18 protein-coding genes and 1 pseudogene are annotated in these 17,814 nt (G+C 32.0%); 10 read left to right on the forward strand and 9 right to left on the reverse strand.

Going from position 1 to position 17,814, the window contains the following annotated elements:
• Window positions 1-354 precede the first annotated feature (354 nt).
• Together U860_RS0107070 and U860_RS0107075 are read right to left on the reverse strand one after the other, a co-directional pair.
• Complete coding sequence (locus tag U860_RS0107070; RefSeq protein ID WP_029952891.1) at window positions 355-1,050, reverse strand: 50S ribosomal protein L29; 696 nt, start codon at window positions 1,048-1,050, stop codon at window positions 355-357.
• Window positions 1,051-1,297: 247 nt separating this feature from the next.
• Window positions 1,298-1,891, reverse strand: coding sequence for a TetR/AcrR family transcriptional regulator (locus U860_RS0107075; protein ID WP_025147950.1), 594 nt, complete (start codon window positions 1,889-1,891; stop codon window positions 1,298-1,300).
• A 377-nt stretch (window positions 1,892-2,268) separates the two neighbouring features.
• On the opposite strand from U860_RS0107075, the gene U860_RS34935 reads away from it, so the two are divergent.
• From U860_RS34935 to U860_RS36290, 3 genes and pseudogenes are all read left to right on the forward strand, one after another.
• Entirely contained in the window at window positions 2,269-2,445 is a 177-nt protein-coding gene (locus tag U860_RS34935) for a hypothetical protein (protein ID WP_162790992.1), read from the forward strand.
• 50 nt (window positions 2,446-2,495) lie between these two features.
• A pseudogene (locus U860_RS36970) lies at window positions 2,496-2,675 on the forward strand (hypothetical protein); the annotation flags it as partial.
• 890 nt (window positions 2,676-3,565) lie between these two features.
• On the forward strand, window positions 3,566-4,045 hold the full coding sequence (locus U860_RS36290; RefSeq protein WP_240184459.1) for a hypothetical protein: 480 nt from the start codon (window positions 3,566-3,568) through the stop codon (window positions 4,043-4,045).
• A gap of 68 nt (window positions 4,046-4,113) precedes the next feature.
• Here the strand turns inward: U860_RS36290 and U860_RS0107090 are convergent, their stop codons facing one another.
• The 3 genes from U860_RS0107090 to U860_RS0107100 form a co-directional block, all read right to left on the reverse strand.
• Window positions 4,114-4,674, reverse strand: coding sequence for a hypothetical protein (locus tag U860_RS0107090; RefSeq protein ID WP_025147953.1), 561 nt, complete (start codon window positions 4,672-4,674; stop codon window positions 4,114-4,116).
• Window positions 4,675-5,089: 415 nt separating this feature from the next.
• On the reverse strand, window positions 5,090-5,338 hold the full coding sequence (locus U860_RS0107095) for a hypothetical protein (protein WP_025147954.1): 249 nt from the start codon (window positions 5,336-5,338) through the stop codon (window positions 5,090-5,092).
• A 39-nt stretch (window positions 5,339-5,377) separates the two neighbouring features.
• Window positions 5,378-6,343: a radical SAM protein gene (locus tag U860_RS0107100; protein WP_025147955.1), complete on the reverse strand. Its 966-nt coding sequence runs from the start codon at window positions 6,341-6,343 to the stop codon at window positions 5,378-5,380.
• A 264-nt stretch (window positions 6,344-6,607) separates the two neighbouring features.
• Between U860_RS0107100 and U860_RS0107105 the strand changes: the two genes are divergently transcribed.
• Both U860_RS0107105 and U860_RS0107110 read left to right on the forward strand, forming a co-directional pair.
• Window positions 6,608-7,213 (forward strand): recombinase family protein, encoded by a 606-nt coding sequence (locus U860_RS0107105; protein WP_025147956.1) that lies wholly within the window; start codon window positions 6,608-6,610, stop codon window positions 7,211-7,213.
• A 23-nt stretch (window positions 7,214-7,236) separates the two neighbouring features.
• Window positions 7,237-8,055, forward strand: coding sequence for a YkgJ family cysteine cluster protein (locus U860_RS0107110; protein ID WP_025147957.1), 819 nt, complete (start codon window positions 7,237-7,239; stop codon window positions 8,053-8,055).
• Between the two features lie 130 nt (window positions 8,056-8,185).
• Here U860_RS0107110 and U860_RS0107115 read toward each other — a convergent pair whose 3' ends face one another.
• Window positions 8,186-9,658, reverse strand: a complete 1,473-nt coding sequence (locus U860_RS0107115; protein WP_025147958.1) for a caspase family protein — start codon at window positions 9,656-9,658, stop codon at window positions 8,186-8,188.
• Window positions 9,659-9,994: 336 nt separating this feature from the next.
• Between U860_RS0107115 and U860_RS0107120 the strand changes: the two genes are divergently transcribed.
• On the forward strand, window positions 9,995-10,390 hold the full coding sequence (locus U860_RS0107120) for a hypothetical protein (protein WP_162790993.1): 396 nt from the start codon (window positions 9,995-9,997) through the stop codon (window positions 10,388-10,390).
• A gap of 316 nt (window positions 10,391-10,706) precedes the next feature.
• On the forward strand, window positions 10,707-11,204 hold the full coding sequence (locus U860_RS0107125; protein ID WP_025147960.1) for a DinB family protein: 498 nt from the start codon (window positions 10,707-10,709) through the stop codon (window positions 11,202-11,204).
• A 552-nt stretch (window positions 11,205-11,756) separates the two neighbouring features.
• Here U860_RS0107125 and U860_RS0107135 read toward each other — a convergent pair.
• Window positions 11,757-11,945, reverse strand: coding sequence for a hypothetical protein (locus U860_RS0107135; protein ID WP_025147961.1), 189 nt, complete (start codon window positions 11,943-11,945; stop codon window positions 11,757-11,759).
• Window positions 11,946-12,014: 69 nt separating this feature from the next.
• Window positions 12,015-12,965, reverse strand: a complete 951-nt coding sequence (locus U860_RS0107140) for a tyrosine-type recombinase/integrase (protein ID WP_025147962.1) — start codon at window positions 12,963-12,965, stop codon at window positions 12,015-12,017.
• 578 nt (window positions 12,966-13,543) lie between these two features.
• Here U860_RS0107140 and U860_RS31260 point away from each other — a divergent pair.
• Window positions 13,544-14,119, forward strand: coding sequence for a creatininase family protein (locus tag U860_RS31260; protein ID WP_240184460.1), 576 nt, complete (start codon window positions 13,544-13,546; stop codon window positions 14,117-14,119).
• A gap of 211 nt (window positions 14,120-14,330) precedes the next feature.
• Here U860_RS31260 and U860_RS0107150 read toward each other — a convergent pair whose 3' ends face one another.
• Entirely contained in the window at window positions 14,331-15,161 is an 831-nt protein-coding gene (locus tag U860_RS0107150; protein WP_029952892.1) for a DUF2262 domain-containing protein, read from the reverse strand.
• A gap of 392 nt (window positions 15,162-15,553) precedes the next feature.
• Here U860_RS0107150 and U860_RS0107155 point away from each other — a divergent pair, with 392 nt between their 5' ends.
• Both U860_RS0107155 and U860_RS0107160 read left to right on the forward strand, forming a co-directional pair.
• Window positions 15,554-16,423 carry a hypothetical protein gene (locus tag U860_RS0107155; protein ID WP_025147964.1) on the forward strand — a complete coding sequence of 290 codons (870 nt, stop codon included), beginning with the start codon at window positions 15,554-15,556 and terminating at the stop codon, window positions 16,421-16,423.
• 411 nt (window positions 16,424-16,834) lie between these two features.
• A complete protein-coding gene (locus U860_RS0107160) occupies window positions 16,835-17,542 on the forward strand; it encodes an IS6 family transposase (protein ID WP_025147965.1) in 708 nt (235 codons plus the stop codon).
• The last annotated feature ends 272 nt before the right edge of the window (window positions 17,543-17,814 follow it).

Genomic DNA, 17,814 nt, shown 5'->3' on the forward strand with positions numbered 1-17,814 from the left:
CTTGATAGCGATGGGGTAGCACCACATAGCTATCAAGCTAAAGTTTTATTGCACCCCTAGAACGAAATTTTTAGGCTTTCTTGTAACGAAGAAGCTTACTTATCGTTTTTGGGTGATTCCAAATCCTTAGCTTGATGGACATGAGGCATCGCCAGCATTTCGGAGAATAGCCACGTTAAGGATTATTTACACAGTAACAAATTACAAAAAAAGAAGACGGTAAACCCGCCTCCTTTATCCATTACCATGGAAGATCAGCTACTTTGAAATAAAGTTCGATTAAAAATAGCACACAATTACTACTCAAATTGGTAAAGAGTATAGAAAATAGTCTTATCTAAATCGAGTTAAATGCTAAGCATCAAGATTAGCATTTTGGGCAAGTCTCACGTACTGACCATTTCTTTCGTCTCTAATGACAGCTCCTAACTGAGCTAAATCTTCTCGTAGATATTTAGCATCTGCCTTTTTCTTTTCTTTCAATGCACGGTCTCTAGCATAAAGTAATACATTTATTTTTTCGGAAAAGTCAGTATTTCCTAAAATCCATCGTTGATATTGGCTACTAAATGGATCCGTTTCATTCCATGGATATTGATATTTATTAAAAGCTTCTCGTACAGTATCCTTCTTCACTTCAATAACTTCTCTATATAATTCATTACTCTTTTGTCCAAGAATAATTAAGTGCTTATTTTCTATATAGATTGCTAAAATGTCCTGTTTCTCAATGACATTTACTTTTTCTCCAAATTTTAACTGTAAATTATTGTAGGAAATTGTGACTTCGAGACTCTCATTTAAAATAATAAAGCCTAATAATAAACCTGCTATTGTTCCAATAACAGTGGCAAGACTTGAAACCCATAAGCTGTTAAAGAATGTAATGAGTAAAATTAACTTTTCCATTGGAACTACTGGGAGTTTTAGTATCCAGTTGGCAATGATGGGAAGAAACCAACCAATCAAACCGCCTAATATCATGGGCACTAAAACAATAATTGCTTTTTCGAACTTACTATGTCCAAGAAATGTTTCTTTCTCTATCATAATACCTATCCTCTCTATTAAATTAGTTATAAACAATATTTTGGAATTATATATCGACATATAAGTCGCAGATATGCAGAATACAACATGGCGGCTACTGGCTTACTCTCTTTGTTTTAAACCTCGCATGTGTTAGGAAAAGGCCCTGACCGCTTCTGTGAACGGCCAGATGCTCTCGTCCTCCCCTAAAAAGAAAGGGTTTTTATGTCATTCTATTAACTTATATATAAATGATTTTTTGTTTTCATTATTTAACTATTTTCAATATGCTTTTTTTCAATTCTTCACTATAATTTTCTAAACTCATTTTACTTTGGGAAGATATCAAAGATTCCGCTATCGAACCTTGAATAATTGTTGCGGTCACTTGAATATTAAAATCTCCAAATTCTTTTGATTCCTGCCCCTGTAAGAGAATTTCTTGTAATAAACCCTTTATTAAATCTTCTTCATCGTCTTCTAGTAAATAATAAGGAATATGATCTGGTGTTCGTGCATTAAAAACTATTTCAATTAAAGCGATATTATTTGTTCGGTTTATAACCTGATAAGCTAAACTTGCTTCGATAAATGCTTTTAATTTTTCTGTAGATGCTTGTTTTTGACTAACTCTTGCATTAATAAATAACCATTCTTGTTCAACTAAATACATTAAAGTATTGTTCATCAAATCTTCTTTACCAGAAAAGTGATAAGAAATTAACCCTGTACTTATGTTTGCTTTTTTTGCTATTTTCGACAAACTTGTACTTACATACCCAACTTCTCTTAAAACTTCAACAGCGGCCTTAATTATTTGTTCTCTTCTTGCTTCTGTTATAAAAGATTGTCTGTCTTCCATAAGAATCACCACCTTATAAATTTTTCATCACTTTTGATTGAACGTTCATTTTTTTGATTGAACGTTCAATTAATTGGATTGTATATTTTTTTCCTATTCTTGTCAAATCTAATTTTAAAGATTATATCTTTAAAATCTCTACGATCTCTACAATGCGAATTCTATATACAGACATGAAAATATATTTTAGAAACACGAATACAAGTTATATCCTTAAATGTATACTTTTAAGGACATAACTTGTTTCCCTATAAAATCAAAGATTATCACGTTTATAACTATGAATGAAAACATTTATAAACGCTTGTTAAGTGATTCCAACCTTTATAAACTTCTTAGCATACAATTTTCTCGAAATGATATGGAATGTAGTTTCAGTGAAAGTTGATATAGATAAAAAAGAAGCTAACGAAAACATTAAGGAATTAACTACCGTAGCTAATGAGTGTGTCGATGCGTTAGAACGATTAGAAAAGGAACTAGGAAGATTCTTTGTTTCTCCCATCCTCTTTAGTACCGTCACTTCGGCGATGGCTTTTTGTTCATCTGAATAAAAGGATAATTATGTTTTCTGTTGAATGAATAGATTGGGAAGGTGGAGAAATTATGCAATAATAGAATAGAGTTAACTATTTTATGCGACTCTGTAACAAAGTTCGGTGAATCTGAAACAGAAAGATTTAAAGTGATGGGTAAATACGAAATATATGTTCATAATAATCAAGGTTACTCTTATCATGCACCATCAAAAAAGACATTAGTTTATATTATAGAAAAGATTTAAAAGCATCCAAAACGGGTGCTTTTTCTTTGTTATATAAAATTTATATAATAAACATGAAATTTAACAAAATGGAAAATTGAATCCCGTACCTCAATACATTGATTCATGGCCAAAATTTTTTAAACAATTGATTTCTTCATTATATAAGTAAAAAAGAGATAAGAACACTTTTTTAAGTGCATTATCTCTTTTCGAATATGCATTTCATATCCCATGTAAATTTACCACATATTTCGATGGGACTTACAAATTGCTCTTCAATAATAATTATATCTTGTTTTTTGTGAAAAATATACAATTCCAAACCCTTTCAAAAATACATGGTCAGAATGTCAGTGCTTTACATGTTTTTAAGAATTATAGTTAGAGATAACAAGAAGTTTATTTTACTATAATTAATTAATCACGTACATAAATATAGGTCTTTCTGTAAGAATGCTACAAATTCTTCCCTGTTTACCTATACATATATTTTAGATAATTAATTATTATGTAGATATTAATTTAAAGTTATTTATACGAAATAACTAAATGGATTTTTTAAGAAGAGCAAATGATAAACCCTTCAGTTTTCTTAATTAACATAATTTTCAAAATTAAAATCTATAGATGTTAATATTTGTTATATAATAAAATTGTCAAAGCATTACCCTTGTAGTTTCTATGATGAATCTGTAAGATGGTTTGTTTGTCCCTTATATTCACCTGAGATTAAAAAGAACTTGTAGGGATTCCTACAAGTTCTTTTTGTTTCCACATTATTTTCCTTCTTAAGTTGATGGATGTACCTCGGTACCTATATTTTACTGAATTTTCAGTGTACAATTAGAATTCCGAATAGTATGATATTCAAGATGTGTAATTTATTTTAAGGAGAGGATTTAGTTATTATGAAAAAAATTATTGTATCGTTATTGTCTATTTTTATTTTTTTCACAGCTTTTAGTACAAACGCCTTTGCGGCAACTCCGAAATATATGGCTGAAACTCACGGTTATTGGGAATCTGGTTCGGATTTGTGTGGGAAAACTTGGGCTTTTAGGCTTTATCGTGATAGGGATTTTGTATATCGTGCTTGGGTGCAAAGTGAAGATGGAGTAGATTGGTATTATATTAATGGGTATGAGATGGTTGACCCATCATCTAGTTCGTGTAATGATAACGGAGGCAGCCCTTGGTTGAAGATAGACGGTAGATGGTACTTATTCAACCCTGGTGGAAAGCTAGTTAAGAAAGAAGGTTGGGAATGGTCGGCTAATGCCGGGAAGTGGATGTATTGGATTCCTGGAAATTATGGACTTGCAACAAATGAATCAAAGGTAATTGACGGGGTAACATATTACTTCGATAGTAATGGTTATATGAAATAAAAATGAAAGCACCCTAATGGATGCTTAATGATTCTCTATGTTTTTGGTAACTTTGCAACAGAACCCAATCAGATTTCTAACCAGGTTAGATTATCATTTGGAGTCATAAGTGATCTCCATATTTCTTTAGAAGGAGTTTTTGAATTTATTAATTGTGCCCATCCCTCTAAAGGATCTTCCCAAGGCTGAACTTCTAACCTATCCTGAAAAGACACATTTGACGGTAGAAGACTCCAATCAGCAGACTCAACTTTTAAAGTTTGTCCCTCAGGAGCTACGCCATATATTCGCGTAGATTCACTAAATAATTCAAATGTCAAATCTTCTATGTGACTAGAGGTTGTACCTCCTGGTTTTATCTCAAAGTGAGTCACTAAGTCCTGATTGGGGAAGCCATCAGCATAGGTAGGGCAGTTTTCTTCAGGTATAGCGATTGGTCCCTTTGTCACCATTTTGAATGGAAGTGCTGGTCCAATGATTGGATTTACTAATGCGTAGAGTTGACAGCCGTTTATATCTATATCATCTGCTGCTGAAGGTCCACGGTCGAACCGATCCCAAGCTAATAATAAACCCGCGCCACCGACAATTTCTGAGACTCCAGCAACGAAAAAAGCTAATTGTGGCATTCTTTATACCTCCTAGTAATAGATTGTTTCAAATCCATATGAACAGTAAATTTAGAGATGGGGTTTGAAATGGGGTTAATGCTATTTTTACGACATTTTAAGGTGAATTTTGGTTGTCTCAAATGCTTACGTTTTTGAGACTGTATGAATCCCTTAGAATAGTATAATCAACGTTTTTTCGTGTCGAATTTGCTTAGCGTATATTTTCATTAAAATGTGGATAGGACCCCATCACCATCAAGCTTAGATTTTGAAGTACCCCAGAACAAAAAATTGACATCTCCAAGTGAAGATGCACAATTTTTTGTTCTGGGACTTTATAAAATGGTTAAGTATTATTGTTCTAATTTATCATTACAGTCTATTCTTATGACCTGTCTCTAATCGAATATCGAGAAAGAGGATGTTTTTAAATCTACTCTGCCTGATCACCGATACAGATTAAACCACTATTATGGCTACCGATACAGATTAAAGCGACATTATGTCCTGTACCGCTTCCTCCACCTCCACCATGTCCTCCGCTTCGTTGAACCTCACCCTCATGTATAATTCGGTCCCCAATTTCCATTTGTAATTGTTGTTTTAATGTATCTGCAAGAGAACCTGAAACTATAATTCGCCCCTGTTCATCGATAACAATCTCAACTTGATTTTTTGACATTGGAATCCTCCTAAGTAATAATATGATTTTTAATGTTGCTTAAATTCCAGATATACCTTTTAAAGGGCATTGTAGAATAGAATAATCTAAATTTTCAATGCCCCGTAACCAAGGGGATAAACGATCCTGGTTAATCTTCACAGTTCCATCAGGTAATAATGAACCAATATGATTGTGATTATCATACAGAGCAACTGTGCATTTATTGATTTTTCCATCTGAACGTATCACCATGTGATTTGGGCGAGATGCATAGCATATATAAGGATTTTTTTCTTCGTAAAAGGTATAGTTTTCGCCATATAATTTTTTTTCTAAACTCTTTATGATTTGCCCTCTTTGATTTGTTGGAAAGACATCAAAGGTCTTGTCATTTGGTCCTCCAGCATGGCCAACTGCACGAAATAATACTTTAAATCTTGGGTCAGAAATAAATTCCTGTCGTAAATCTTCAATTAAAGGATCTAATAACATAATGTTATCTGGAGTAGCATGAACTCTAATCAATATAGATACCGGAGCAGAAGATTTTTTGATTTCTAATAAATTTTCCCAAATTTTATCAAAAGTCCCCCCACCGTTTGCTTTTAGTCTTGTTTTGTTATGTATATCGCTTGGACCATCTAAAGTAATTTGATAGTCCAAAACATTTAAATTTGTTAATTCCGAAAAAAGGTCAGGAGTTAGTAAATAACCATTTGTTGTCATACCAGAACGGTATTCTAATTGTGGATGCCTTTTAGATAACTTTTTAACAAACTTAGATATGTTTAAGACAACATCCTTAGCAACAAGTGGTTCCCCTCCAAACCAATCGATGTTAAGATATTCCAAATCTGAAACCCTACGAAGAATTAATCTTTTTATCCCTTGAATAATTTCATCAGACATCTTACTAGCTTCGAAATTTTCGTAACAATATGTACACCTAAAATTACACTTTTCAGTCGGTAAAATGGTTAAACTAAATCTGCGATTAGACAATAATTCAGTTAGCACTGTCATTAAATTTTACCACCTCCAGTTTTAAGTATTCTCTTCATGTTTCGATAATATACAAATTTTAAGTATACTTTTTAGAAGTTGCATAATAATTACAGGAGGTTATTCGTAAAGGTACACCTTTTGGAACCGCCAAAATCATATGAAATATTAGTTCCAAAACCTCAAAAATACATTTTTGAAACGTATCTAAAAAATAGACATCTTTTGGAACTAATTTGTTATAATATGTATTATAAAACATCAAGAGAAGGAGATTCTGATACATTGACTAACAGAAAATTCGGATACATCCGTGTAAGTAGTAAAGATCAAAACGAAGGTAGACAGCTAGAAGCGATGAAACAAGTTGGTATTGATGACAGAGATATTTTCATTGATAAACAATCTGGTAAAGATTTCAATCGCCAAAAATATCAACTTGTAAAAATGATGTTACGGGAAGGTGACATTTTATATGTACAATCCCTGGATCGTTTCGGAAGAAACAAGGAAGCTATTTTAAATGAATGGAGGGATATTACAAAAAATATAAGAGCACATATTGTTGTACTCGATATGCCTTTATTAGATACAACTAAGTATCAAGATAACTTGGGAAATCTCATTACAGACCTGGTACTTCAAATTCTTTCGTGGCTTGCTGAAGAGGAACGCACAAAGATAAAAGTTCGGCAGCAAGAAGGCATCCATTTGGCTAAAAAACAAGGGAAACATCTTGGAAGACCTAGAGTAGAGATTACAGAGGAATTTATCATGGCTTATAATTCCTGGCAGACAGGAAAAGTTACTGCCGTAGAAGCTATGAAACAAGCTAATCTATCTAAGACTACATTTTATCGACTTGTGAAGCGATATGAAAACAAAACATAAAAACAAAATTGAGGGGGATAAAAGTGGGTAGAAATGAATTATGTTTTTGTGGTAGTGGCAAGAAACAGAAAAAATGTCATTACGATGTAGATCCGAATAGTTATATCGGAAATCTTTATAAAAAATATCTTAAAATAGATAACATCATTTCAGATTACAAAGCAACACATGAAGAGTTCGAAAATCATCCTTGCGGAAAAGGATGTTTCAATTGTTGCTATGATGTCTTTCCTGTTTCAATGTTAGAATTCGAATTACTTTTAGAAGAAATGCGTAATATTGGCATAGGGTTTGCTGAAGCTGTTTTTACAAAGGCACTTAAACATTTAGATTCACTACGAATCAATAATCCTGGGTTATACAAGAGATTAGAAGAGGATACAAGTTTTCAGAATAAGAGAAAAGTTGATTCTAAAGACCTAGAACAATATCAACAAACAGAAAGATTCCAATTCCCTTGTCCCTTATTAGATGAAAATAATGGAAGATGTACAGTATACAATAAAAGACCTATGGTCTGTAGAACCTTTGGCACTACTCATGATTCTCTTTTACTTATGATAAGTAGTCCTCAATCAGCAGTTTGTGAAAATATCCCTAGTATTCATGCTAATGCATTACAAACACCTGAAATTGAACCTTCAGACTCACAAGTAAATAGCATGCTTAAAACAACATACCTAGGACAAGAAACGCTTATAAGGGCATATCCAATTGTTTATTGGTTCAAGATATATCACAATAAGAACAAGAAAAAAGGAAAACCTGTTTATTCTTCTTTAGTTCCTTCTTTTTTTCATAAGAAACTAGGAACTATTACACTTGCTGAATTAATGCCCTAATCATTTATAAGGGGTATCGTCAGGAAAATGCAGATTTATAACGTTAAGGAAATTTCAATATTAAAAGCCTAATTTCTCAATTTAATGCTGAAGAATTAGGCCTTTCTCATATTTTTATTCTCTAAAACTTTTACTTTATAGTAGCTCGAGACATTTCAAACTTTGCACCTAGTTCAGCAATTATAATATTTGCACACTGCATTAAAATTACTTGAATATTATCTGTTAAAGTTTGAGTTTGTTTAATTTTAATTTCTCTTGATAACCATTTCATTTCTTCTTCGTCAGTTTCAAATTGATTCCATGCAATTTCCTTATATGGTGCGACAGAATGCATGATTAATAAATTCATACGTGACAGGAAAATTAATAACGTACATTTATAAGATTTAAGACTAGGATACTTCGCTTTAAATTCAATAGAGATATAATCAAAGGGAATATCCCCAGATTGTATTTCTAAATCTATAGGTTTCCTTTTCTTCTTAAATGGAAAAAATGCATTGGCGAAAATACCTTTGGATTCTTCTTCTTCTGCCTCTTCATATACCACATCAACAAAATAATTTCTTTGTTTTTCATCAAGTAATCCGAGCACAGATCTATATCTACCAATAGTAGATACAGGGATTCCTCCATTTATATGCCCTTTATAAACTGATAGTTCATAAATACCAGCTATGTCATCTGGAAGTGTATACTCCCCTACTACTTGACCAATTATATCTACGGCATTAATGATTTCCGAAAAATCTGTGCAGTAATCTTCTGATTCTTTTTGGACCATGTCAATTAAGGTAGCCACTGTTTTTTCTTCTACTACAGCTCCTGAAGTAACTGCTCCGACCTCTTCTAATTTTTTCGCAACTTGTTCCTTTAACTGAGTCGTTACTGTGCAAAATTCCTCTGTAAGATTAGCTTGATTAACAAACTTGGGAGTCTGATCATCTTGATATATTGAACTAAATGTATCAGATATGCTGTCTGTAATATTCTTAAATCTAATTGTAGTCCCAGTCTCTTGCTCAAGAACTGATTCGACAAAACTTTCTGTAAAATAACTTAATCTTTGCGCAAGCGAAGGTTCGTTATCTTGGGAGGAAAACATAAAGTAACAGTCTTTCAATTCCTTTTTCTTCGCGGATGCACTTAAAGTTTTCTCCACAAGTTGTTCATCATCGTCTTTAATATATGTAGCACCTGAATAGCATGCATCAATGACCTTTACAGCTAATTTAGGACTTAACATTCTTAAATAACTGTCTACCTCTGAATTTTGTAAAGAAGTAGAATTTAACTTTGTGGTTTCATAATCTGATAATAAGAAATAAAAGTCAGATGATTTTGTCTTCCCATGCCCAGTAAAATAGAAAAATACCTGATCGATTTCTTCTTCAGAACCTTCATGTTTTTTTACAAACTCTATAATTTGGTCTTTTACTTGATTACTATTCACATTCTCTTTAATAAATAAAATGTCACTATACTCATTTGTTTGTTTAAGTAGTTCATGCATTACCTCAACATCACGTAAGCAGGCATCTAAATTTTTTAGACTTTTATATTCGCTTACACCAACTAATATTGCTATTCTTACTCCCAATTATCTCGCCCCAATCCATAATTATTACAATTGTAAAAATATATAATACAATTGTACCAAATTTTTTTATAAGCATTGTATCATTACTTCATATAAAAATAGGAAAATGTTTGGTGCGAATAGTGAACCTATAAAGGGGAGCATCAGAAAAATAAGTTTACCGTTGTAAATCCGCATTTACCTGATGTTATCCCTATCCAGGAATTATAGTTAGCAATAACATAAAATTCATTTTCTTATAGTTAATTGTTCCTGAATAAAAACATATTTCTTTCTGTAAGAACGCTAATTTTTTCTAGAAATACACATAGCGTATATAAGTATAAATGGCACTTGTTGTTAAAAATTATCTTAATAGGTTTTCAAGATTTAAATGAAACTTGCAGCGCTCTAAACTTCTTATTAAGCGATAGTAAAAATCGGATTACTGAATTTATAGAGGGTTCATTAGTGGATGTTGTTTTTACAAAGCCCAATTTCTTATTATATTGGTTACAAGAAGAAAAAGACATTTCTCAAGAGTTATATACTGTATTAGAGCAAGGTTTCGAAATAAGACATAAAGTAATACATGATGCAAATTTCATTTATAAGATTGAACCACATTTTATTAATGCATTTGAAGATTGTATGGTAATTTTTCCTCAATTAATTTCTATTTTGTTAGCTAAAAAATATAACGCTAAGAGACCGGTTTATAATGTGGAAAAACATTATAAACCGGTTAACTGATAATCCTAATGCTGATGAAGTTAATTTTATTTTTAGCAGAAATGATTTTGAGGGTGAATATGAAATTGTAGACTTGAAATAAAGTTGTACTGTTTATAAAAAAGATGAACCGAAATATCTTATTAAAGATGAGATTTCGGTTTTTCTTATTGCACTAACGAGATTTGATATTGATTTTGAAAATAGTTTGATTATTTATAATGGGAGTTTAAAGATTGTTGTTTTATAACTAAAAACAACATCAAGAACATACGTTTGTTTATTTGGGATTTTCTGTTATAATTATATTGATTAGGCTTAGAAAAGAGGGAGAAAATTGAGTGAGGTAAAAAACATTATTAGTAATTTTAGTCATTATTCATCTTGGTTAAGCACTTTAGAAGAAATCAATGAAACATTATGGTCTAAACCGATAGCTGAGGGTAAATGGTCTGTAAGTGAGATAATAGCCCATATTATGAATTGGGATAATTATCTATTAACAGAAATCTTCCCATCTGTTCAAAATGAACAGGGAATGGAGTTTCCAGATTTTGATACATATAATAAAAAAGCATCAAACTACGCAAAATCAGGCATATCACAATCAAAACTTCTTGAAGAAGCAAAAGATACAAGGGAATTACTTGTAAAAGAGCTTAATGAATTACCAACCGAAAAGTTAAAAAATCCATTAACTGCAAACGGTGTAACTCATTGTCCGAATACTGGAACACCTTATTCACTTATATATATTGTTAAGGAATTTACAGATCATGATAACCACCACAAAAGACAAATTATACAATTCCTAAAGGAAAACAACTTGGGCTAATTGAATCACGGGTTGTGATTATGAATAATTCTCAAACGTTGAAGAGTGCTTAAGAGACATATGAATCATTGAAACAATCAAACTTTTTTATAAAATTTTGTAGTATAGAATAACTAATCCCAATTATTTTGATTAATCTTTCTTCAAAATAATTGGGATTCTTTTATGATGAAATCAAATTTTTTAACTAGGTTTTAATTAAACTTTATTTCAAATCTACATTAGTTTCTATTAAGCAAGCGGGCGCTTTAATTGAATAAAAGAAGAGCACATATTAGTCATGTATAATATGTGCTCTTCTTTATTTTTAAGGATTTTTATAATTTAGGTCTTGATAAATTTTATCAGGGAACTCTTTGTATGTGTATATTTTGCTTAGATCGTATTCTTGTTTAGGTTCTTCATTTCCCATTCGTTCCACCTACATATCAGTCTGAATTAATACAGCTTAACCATAATAGCATGAATTGTTCACATAGTGGATGCTTTATATTTTGGAGGAGATGGAGTTTTAAAAATCCCTTAGCGTATAAAAACGTTAAAATGTGCGTGCTACCCCATTTTGGACGGATATTTCCAATCCTGTTTTTTCTTAGTGGCAGTTGAAGAAACTTCTCTTTTTTGATTTTGCTTTTCTATATTTTTCAGTGATGTTTGCATTTGTTCCACTTGTTCTTTTACTTCTTTTAGTTCCAGTTTCATTTCCATGAGTAACCGTAAAATAGCATCTCCTTTATTCATTGCAACATTCCCCTTCATTTTTCTATTATTTTTTTTCGGTTAACTGAATTTGAAAAATATCTGACTCCGTTATTTTTGATTGATGTAATCATAGTATCTTTTTAACGAAACTTTAGATTTAAAGCCTACTTGTTTTATAATTTTATCTTCTGATAATTGCTTTCTAATTAAACTTAGAATGAAAGTATTACGTAAATGCTGTGCTGAAATTCCTTTACGTAAGTTAGCCCTTGCCACTTCAAGTCGGATCATTTTTTGAACAGCAATTTCCGTTAAAGCTTTTGGTGCATCATTTTCATATACCCAACGAAATGTATTTCGATTATAATCAAATGCCACAAATAGTGGGTCAGTACTATGATATTTGGGACGAACAGGTTCCGGAATGATTTTGTAATAGCCAAATAATCGCTTTTTATCATCTTCACTTAATACAATCGTTCTTTCTATCCCTGTTATTCCTGGAACTGTGATTGTATTGTTCTCAAAATGAGCATGTTTCATTTGTAATCCCACAAGCTCTTGTAGTGATAGTCCATAGTTCAGAAGGAAATGTACAATAGAAATGTTTCGATCCTGAAGTATAGGACGAACAGCGCTTTGCCTCTCGGTTAATCCGTCCAATGAGGTTAAAATATACTGTAAACTTTTTTCTTCCTCTTTCGAGATAAAATCCTCATCACGTAACGCACGATTTGGTTGGATACTAAGTTTCATCTCTTCTAATGGATTTGGCAGTTCTAAATACTGATACAGTCTATTTAATACAATATAGACACGATGCATTGTTTTATCAGAGTACTTTCGTTGCTTCTTTAAATCATTAAAATACTCTTCATAATCCTCTGTATTAAGTGTCGTCCATATATTCTGTAATGGAAGCTTTTTAGATTTTTGTAACCACTGGCCAAAGTCCTCAATATCATAGGCATATCGTTTAATTGTGGAAGGTTTTCTTCCTTTACCTAATAAGAAAGAAGAAAAATGCTGTACTGTGTCTTGGAACTCCTTTGTTGGCATAGCCCTATCATCCTAATTTTTTCTTTTAGTATATCAAATTTTAAATCGCTTAAAGTATACATATTCTTCTAATTACAAGACAAAGATGGTAAATGGATGTTATATATTACTCCTTATATAAATTATCTTCTTTTACATTGTATAACATATACATGTGAGATTTACATAACGTCCTATTATTGGTAGCTGTGGCTTTAAAACAAAGTTTGATAATTTATAAAAAAGTCTGGTCGTTTAAAATAAAGATTGATAATATGTAAAAAAGTTTGATCAAAATCCTGTGTTGATGTGCAGGATTTTTTTTTATTCAGCAATCGGGCCATTTTCTTGAATAACTTATTGTGGAAATTATGGAATTTTGCGATGATTGTTATTGATTTTAATAGCAGGATGGTGGAAGAAAGAAGGGGATTTTTTATATGTTAAGTTTTAGAGATTCAACAAAGACTATTCAGGAAAGTGGGACAGAAATTGCAATAATTTCTGTTGGTGCTACCGAACAGTTTGGCCTTACTTACCGATGCACTTAGATAATTTGATTGCTGAAAAGTATGCAGAAGCGTTTGGTGAAGTATTAGATGCTTATGTATTACCGACACACTTCTGAAGAACATGCAAACTTTAAAGGCACTATTACAGTGAGCCCTAATGTATTAACAGTAATACTGGAAGAGATAATTGTAAATCTAACGAGACAAGGGTTTAAAAAATTCGTTTTATGTAATGGACACGGAGGAGCTTATTGGGAGTCTTCATTTGTTAAACAAATAAACTTTAAGTACCCAGAACTCATATTAATTACTACTCATCGGCATTTGGCTTGGGAATATGCTTTAAAAGAAGCAGGTATTGAAGGATTAAAAGATAGGCACGCTGGTTTCTTATCAGTATGTACGGCTATGTGGTTATGTCCAGAACTTGTAAAGGTTAAGTCCATGGGTTCTGAAGTACCTACCAAAAATAATAAATTTGCTGATTATATTTTTGGGGATAAGCTAACGAAAGATGGCTGTTGGGGCAAGTTTGAGAGTAATAATTATACTGCCCAACAACTTACTGAGATTGGAAAGACATTCTGGACCTCTTTTATTGCAAAGAGAAGTGAACACCTAAAAGAAACTCTTGAAAAAGCTTATCAAATAAAAATGAGTTGAATAAAGAAGTTTGGTAGATATAAAAGTCACTATCTTCAAGTAAAGGGCGCGATTTTTTGAAGAAAACTTAGATTATTAAACGACTTTATTATCGGTACACATCAAAAAGTATAACAATTTATCCCGCTACTTTAGGGCAGTAAGAGCCCGATTGGTTCAACTAATCCATCAGTAGGGATGAAGAAAAATCCCTACTGATGGAAGTTTCACTTTATCCTGCAATCTCAGCCGAAGAGAGCCCCTCATGAATATTTCCGCTTACAATGATAGAATGTCCCCAAAATATATCTCCATCCAAAAAGAATATTTCAAAATCACCTTCTGAATAAACGCTTATGCTGCTTAATGTGATGGAATCGATGAACATTTCTTTTGTAATTTCGTCGATTTCTGCTTCATCATCTTGTAGCCATTCATTTGCTAACTCTACCAGTTCTTTTGCAGCGTACATTTTCATTTTCATGTTCCATTCATCTTGCTCCTTGAAAAGTGCATGTGCTGTTTCCAGTGCAGACTTCATCATATGCTTGTCTTCATTCCAATCAAAATATAAATGACATTCTTCACCAGCCCAAGACATTCTCTTTTCAAAAGTTTTCACTCTTTTATCAAGTTCAAACTCGCCCAACATCTCATCATGATAAAAAACCGGTTTCATCGCATCTTGTAAGATGATTTCCAACTCATCATCTTTATATGGTGTTTCCAAAACCTTAACAAGCATCATTGAATTTTCTGACTTGCGCACCTGTAATATTACAACTGTATTTGCTGTCAAAATGTCTTTTGATTTTCTCCATTCTGCATCATCAACCAACCATGCGAGTCGTATGTCTTCTTTTGTAATCGTTTCATTGTTATGTAAGTCTTTCCACGCAATCAAATCAATTGAAGCAGTCCACAAAATGTTGTCACCGCCTCTTGATGCACCAATTCCTAATGCCCCTGTGACAGCTGCTATTTCAATCACATTTTCTGAGAATCTATTTTCAAATCTACTTATTTCACTTGATTTACTCAATTTCGTACACATTCCCTTCATCACCCACAGGCATAAGTACTTTGTGAGTTTTCCTGTTTTATTATAATCGGTCTATGTCTTGTAACAAAAACGAACGCTTATGTCACGTTTGTATTTAAAAATAATGAGCTTCATAACTCTTGAATTCATTGTAACAAAATACTGTATCAAAAGTAATTTGTAACATTATTAATCTCAACTATTTTGTTACAACAAAATGTATTTTTGGAAATAAGATGGTTCATCACCAAAAGACGGGGGTGACATATGTACAGAGATAATAAAGTTGTTTTAAACGACTTTATTAATTGTTTCGTTAAGATTGTAAAGAAGTGTACTTGTGCCAACGTGGCAGTTTAGTTGAATGGAAAATGTTATAATATTATTAAAATTTAAGAAATGTAGAGTGAAAAATGAAGAATATTAAAAGATTAATTCAAGTCATCTTAGTAAGTACATCATTCCTAATTCTTAGTGGATGTTATTTCCCTAAAGATAAACTGAATCAACCAATACAAGAATATTTAAAAACAAACTATGGAATACAAGGTGAGTTTTCTATTATTCAGACAGATAATAATTGGTTTGAAGGGATTGGCCATCAAACTTATGTAGAAATTAAAAAGCCATATCGTGCTTATCCGTTCTTAATGATTGAAAGAGATACTTTGAAAATCTTAAAAGATGCTAGTGACGATATCTATCTCGAACAATTCAAGGGTGCATATATTGAGCAACACCCAGAAGTAGTTCAAGTAATGAAACAGATCATTAAAAAATATGGGTTAGTGAAATATCCTGATAAAGTTGTCCTAGAAGGGCATAACCCTATTCGTATCTTTCCTTACGATAACATTAAGTTAAATATAAATAATTCTCAAGAGCTACTTGATGATTTTAAAAAGACTCAAAAGATTGATACTACTGGACTTTTACCTACATTAATACCAAGTGACCCCCGACGTGAAAATTATAATATCAGGTATGTAGGTGTGGTGAATTTTCAATTTGAATTTGACATGAATAAAAATAAACATCCTATTCCAAAGGCCAAAGATCTAATTGAGGACTTTCAAAAAAGTGGGATATTAACAAAAGGGATATACAACATAGATATGTTAGTAGATGATTCAAATCCAGATCATTTTGTGGGATGGGAATACAATAATGTAGCTTTGTTTGAAGTCGATGAAAATGGTAAATATACCATAATTGCTACTCCTAAATATGATGATTTAGAAAGCACTTACTTTTATGGTGATTACGCAGCTAAAAAAATATAGAATAGAATTTTAGGTTGAATTATCACAAAGTTTAATCGTTTATTTAATTATATAGACGAAATAATTATTTTCCCAAAAAAACATTGGGGATTTAAGGGGATAGAATGAATTTTCTCCAACTAATGATAGGTTAGTTGAAGAAGACATGTGCTTATCATCTTCAATAATCGGGCGTGATTGTGGAGTAACACAGGCAGAAAATGATCAAATTTTTTTATAAAAAAATGAACTAAATGAAAATATTAAGAACGTGTTTTGATCAATCTTTTTTTCAAAACACGCTCTTTTCTATGATCGTTTATCTAGATTATTAGTATCAATTTGATCAAACTTTATTTTAAAGCAACAGCAAGTAATCTCCTAATATTGGACATACTGATAGTATGACTCTAAAAAAGGTGCGTGATCAGTATGGAAAAGGAAAATTTGTTTAAATGGAAGCATTATCAGCCTGAACCAATCTTATTAACAGTAAGGTGGTACCTACGGTACAATTTGAGCTTCCGTAACCTGGTGGAAATGATGGAGGAAAGAGGATTATCAATTGCTCATACAACGATTATGCGCTGGGTTCATCAATATGGATCTCAATTAGAAGAGAAAGTACGACATCATCTTAAATCAACTAATGACTCATGGAGAGTCGATGAAACATATATCAAAGTAAAAGGTCAATGGATGTACTTATACCGTGCAGTCGATTCAGAAGGGTATACAATTGATTTTTATCTAAGTAAATCAAGAGATACACAAGCAGCCAAGCGCTTTTTCAAGAAAGCCTTGGCTTTTTCGTATGTTTCTAAACTTCGCGTGATAACAGTAGATAAGAACCCTGCCTATCCTGTAGCGATTCAAGAGTTGAAAGAAGAGAAACATATGCCTGAAGGCATACAACTAAGGCAAGTTAAATATCTCGATAATATAGTGGAACAAGATCATCGTTTTATTAAGAAACGCGTGCGTTCTATGTTGGGATTCAAGTCATTTAAAACAGCAACCTCTATATTGAGTGATGTTGAAGCCATGCATATGATGAAAAAAGGGCAACTTGTTTTACTGGATAAGTCTGTCCAAAACCAGAAAGAATTTATTCATAAATTGTTTGGCTTAGCTTCATAAGATAGAAATGAAGAGGAAATTGCTACTCTATGTTTCTAACTAGCATTTTCGTACCAGAAAATGTGATATTTCGTTGACCTTAATTAGATATGTAATATTGCATATAAAAATATATTGATATAGATTATATGTGCTTACTATAATAAGAGTATAAAAATTTACCACATCTTAATACGAAAAAAGAGGAGGAAATAATATGGAAATCGCAATGGCAGTTTTAAAATTTATTGGTGGAGTAATTCCATTCGTTCAAGAACTTTTAAAAACATTTA

Source organism: Bacillus sp. H1a (assembly GCF_000633475.1).
In the GTDB taxonomy this organism is placed as follows: Bacteria; Bacillota; Bacilli; order Bacillales; family Bacillaceae_G; genus Bacillus_A; species Bacillus_A paramycoides.

Coding starts and splice junctions, on each gene's coding strand:
- U860_RS0107150 (WP_029952892.1), bottom strand. CDS start 15,161: ATGAAGGGAATGTGTACGAAATTGAGTAAATCAAGTGAAATAAGTAGA.
- U860_RS0107140 (WP_025147962.1), bottom strand. CDS start 12,965: ATGCCAACAAAGGAGTTCCAAGACACAGTACAGCATTTTTCTTCTTTC.
- U860_RS0107135 (WP_025147961.1), bottom strand. CDS start 11,945: ATGAATAAAGGAGATGCTATTTTACGGTTACTCATGGAAATGAAACTG.
- U860_RS0107090 (WP_025147953.1), bottom strand. CDS start 4,674: ATGCCACAATTAGCTTTTTTCGTTGCTGGAGTCTCAGAAATTGTCGGT.
- U860_RS0107075 (WP_025147950.1), bottom strand. CDS start 1,891: ATGGAAGACAGACAATCTTTTATAACAGAAGCAAGAAGAGAACAAATA.
- U860_RS36290 (WP_240184459.1), top strand. CDS start 3,566: ATGAAAAAAATTATTGTATCGTTATTGTCTATTTTTATTTTTTTCACA.
- U860_RS0107100 (WP_025147955.1), bottom strand. CDS start 6,343: ATGACAGTGCTAACTGAATTATTGTCTAATCGCAGATTTAGTTTAACC.
- U860_RS0107070 (WP_029952891.1), bottom strand. CDS start 1,050: ATGATAGAGAAAGAAACATTTCTTGGACATAGTAAGTTCGAAAAAGCA.
- U860_RS0107155 (WP_025147964.1), top strand. CDS start 15,554: ATGAAGAATATTAAAAGATTAATTCAAGTCATCTTAGTAAGTACATCA.
- U860_RS31260 (WP_240184460.1), top strand. CDS start 13,544: ATGCTTATGTATTACCGACACACTTCTGAAGAACATGCAAACTTTAAA.
- U860_RS0107160 (WP_025147965.1), top strand. CDS start 16,835: ATGGAAAAGGAAAATTTGTTTAAATGGAAGCATTATCAGCCTGAACCA.
- U860_RS0107095 (WP_025147954.1), bottom strand. CDS start 5,338: ATGTCAAAAAATCAAGTTGAGATTGTTATCGATGAACAGGGGCGAATT.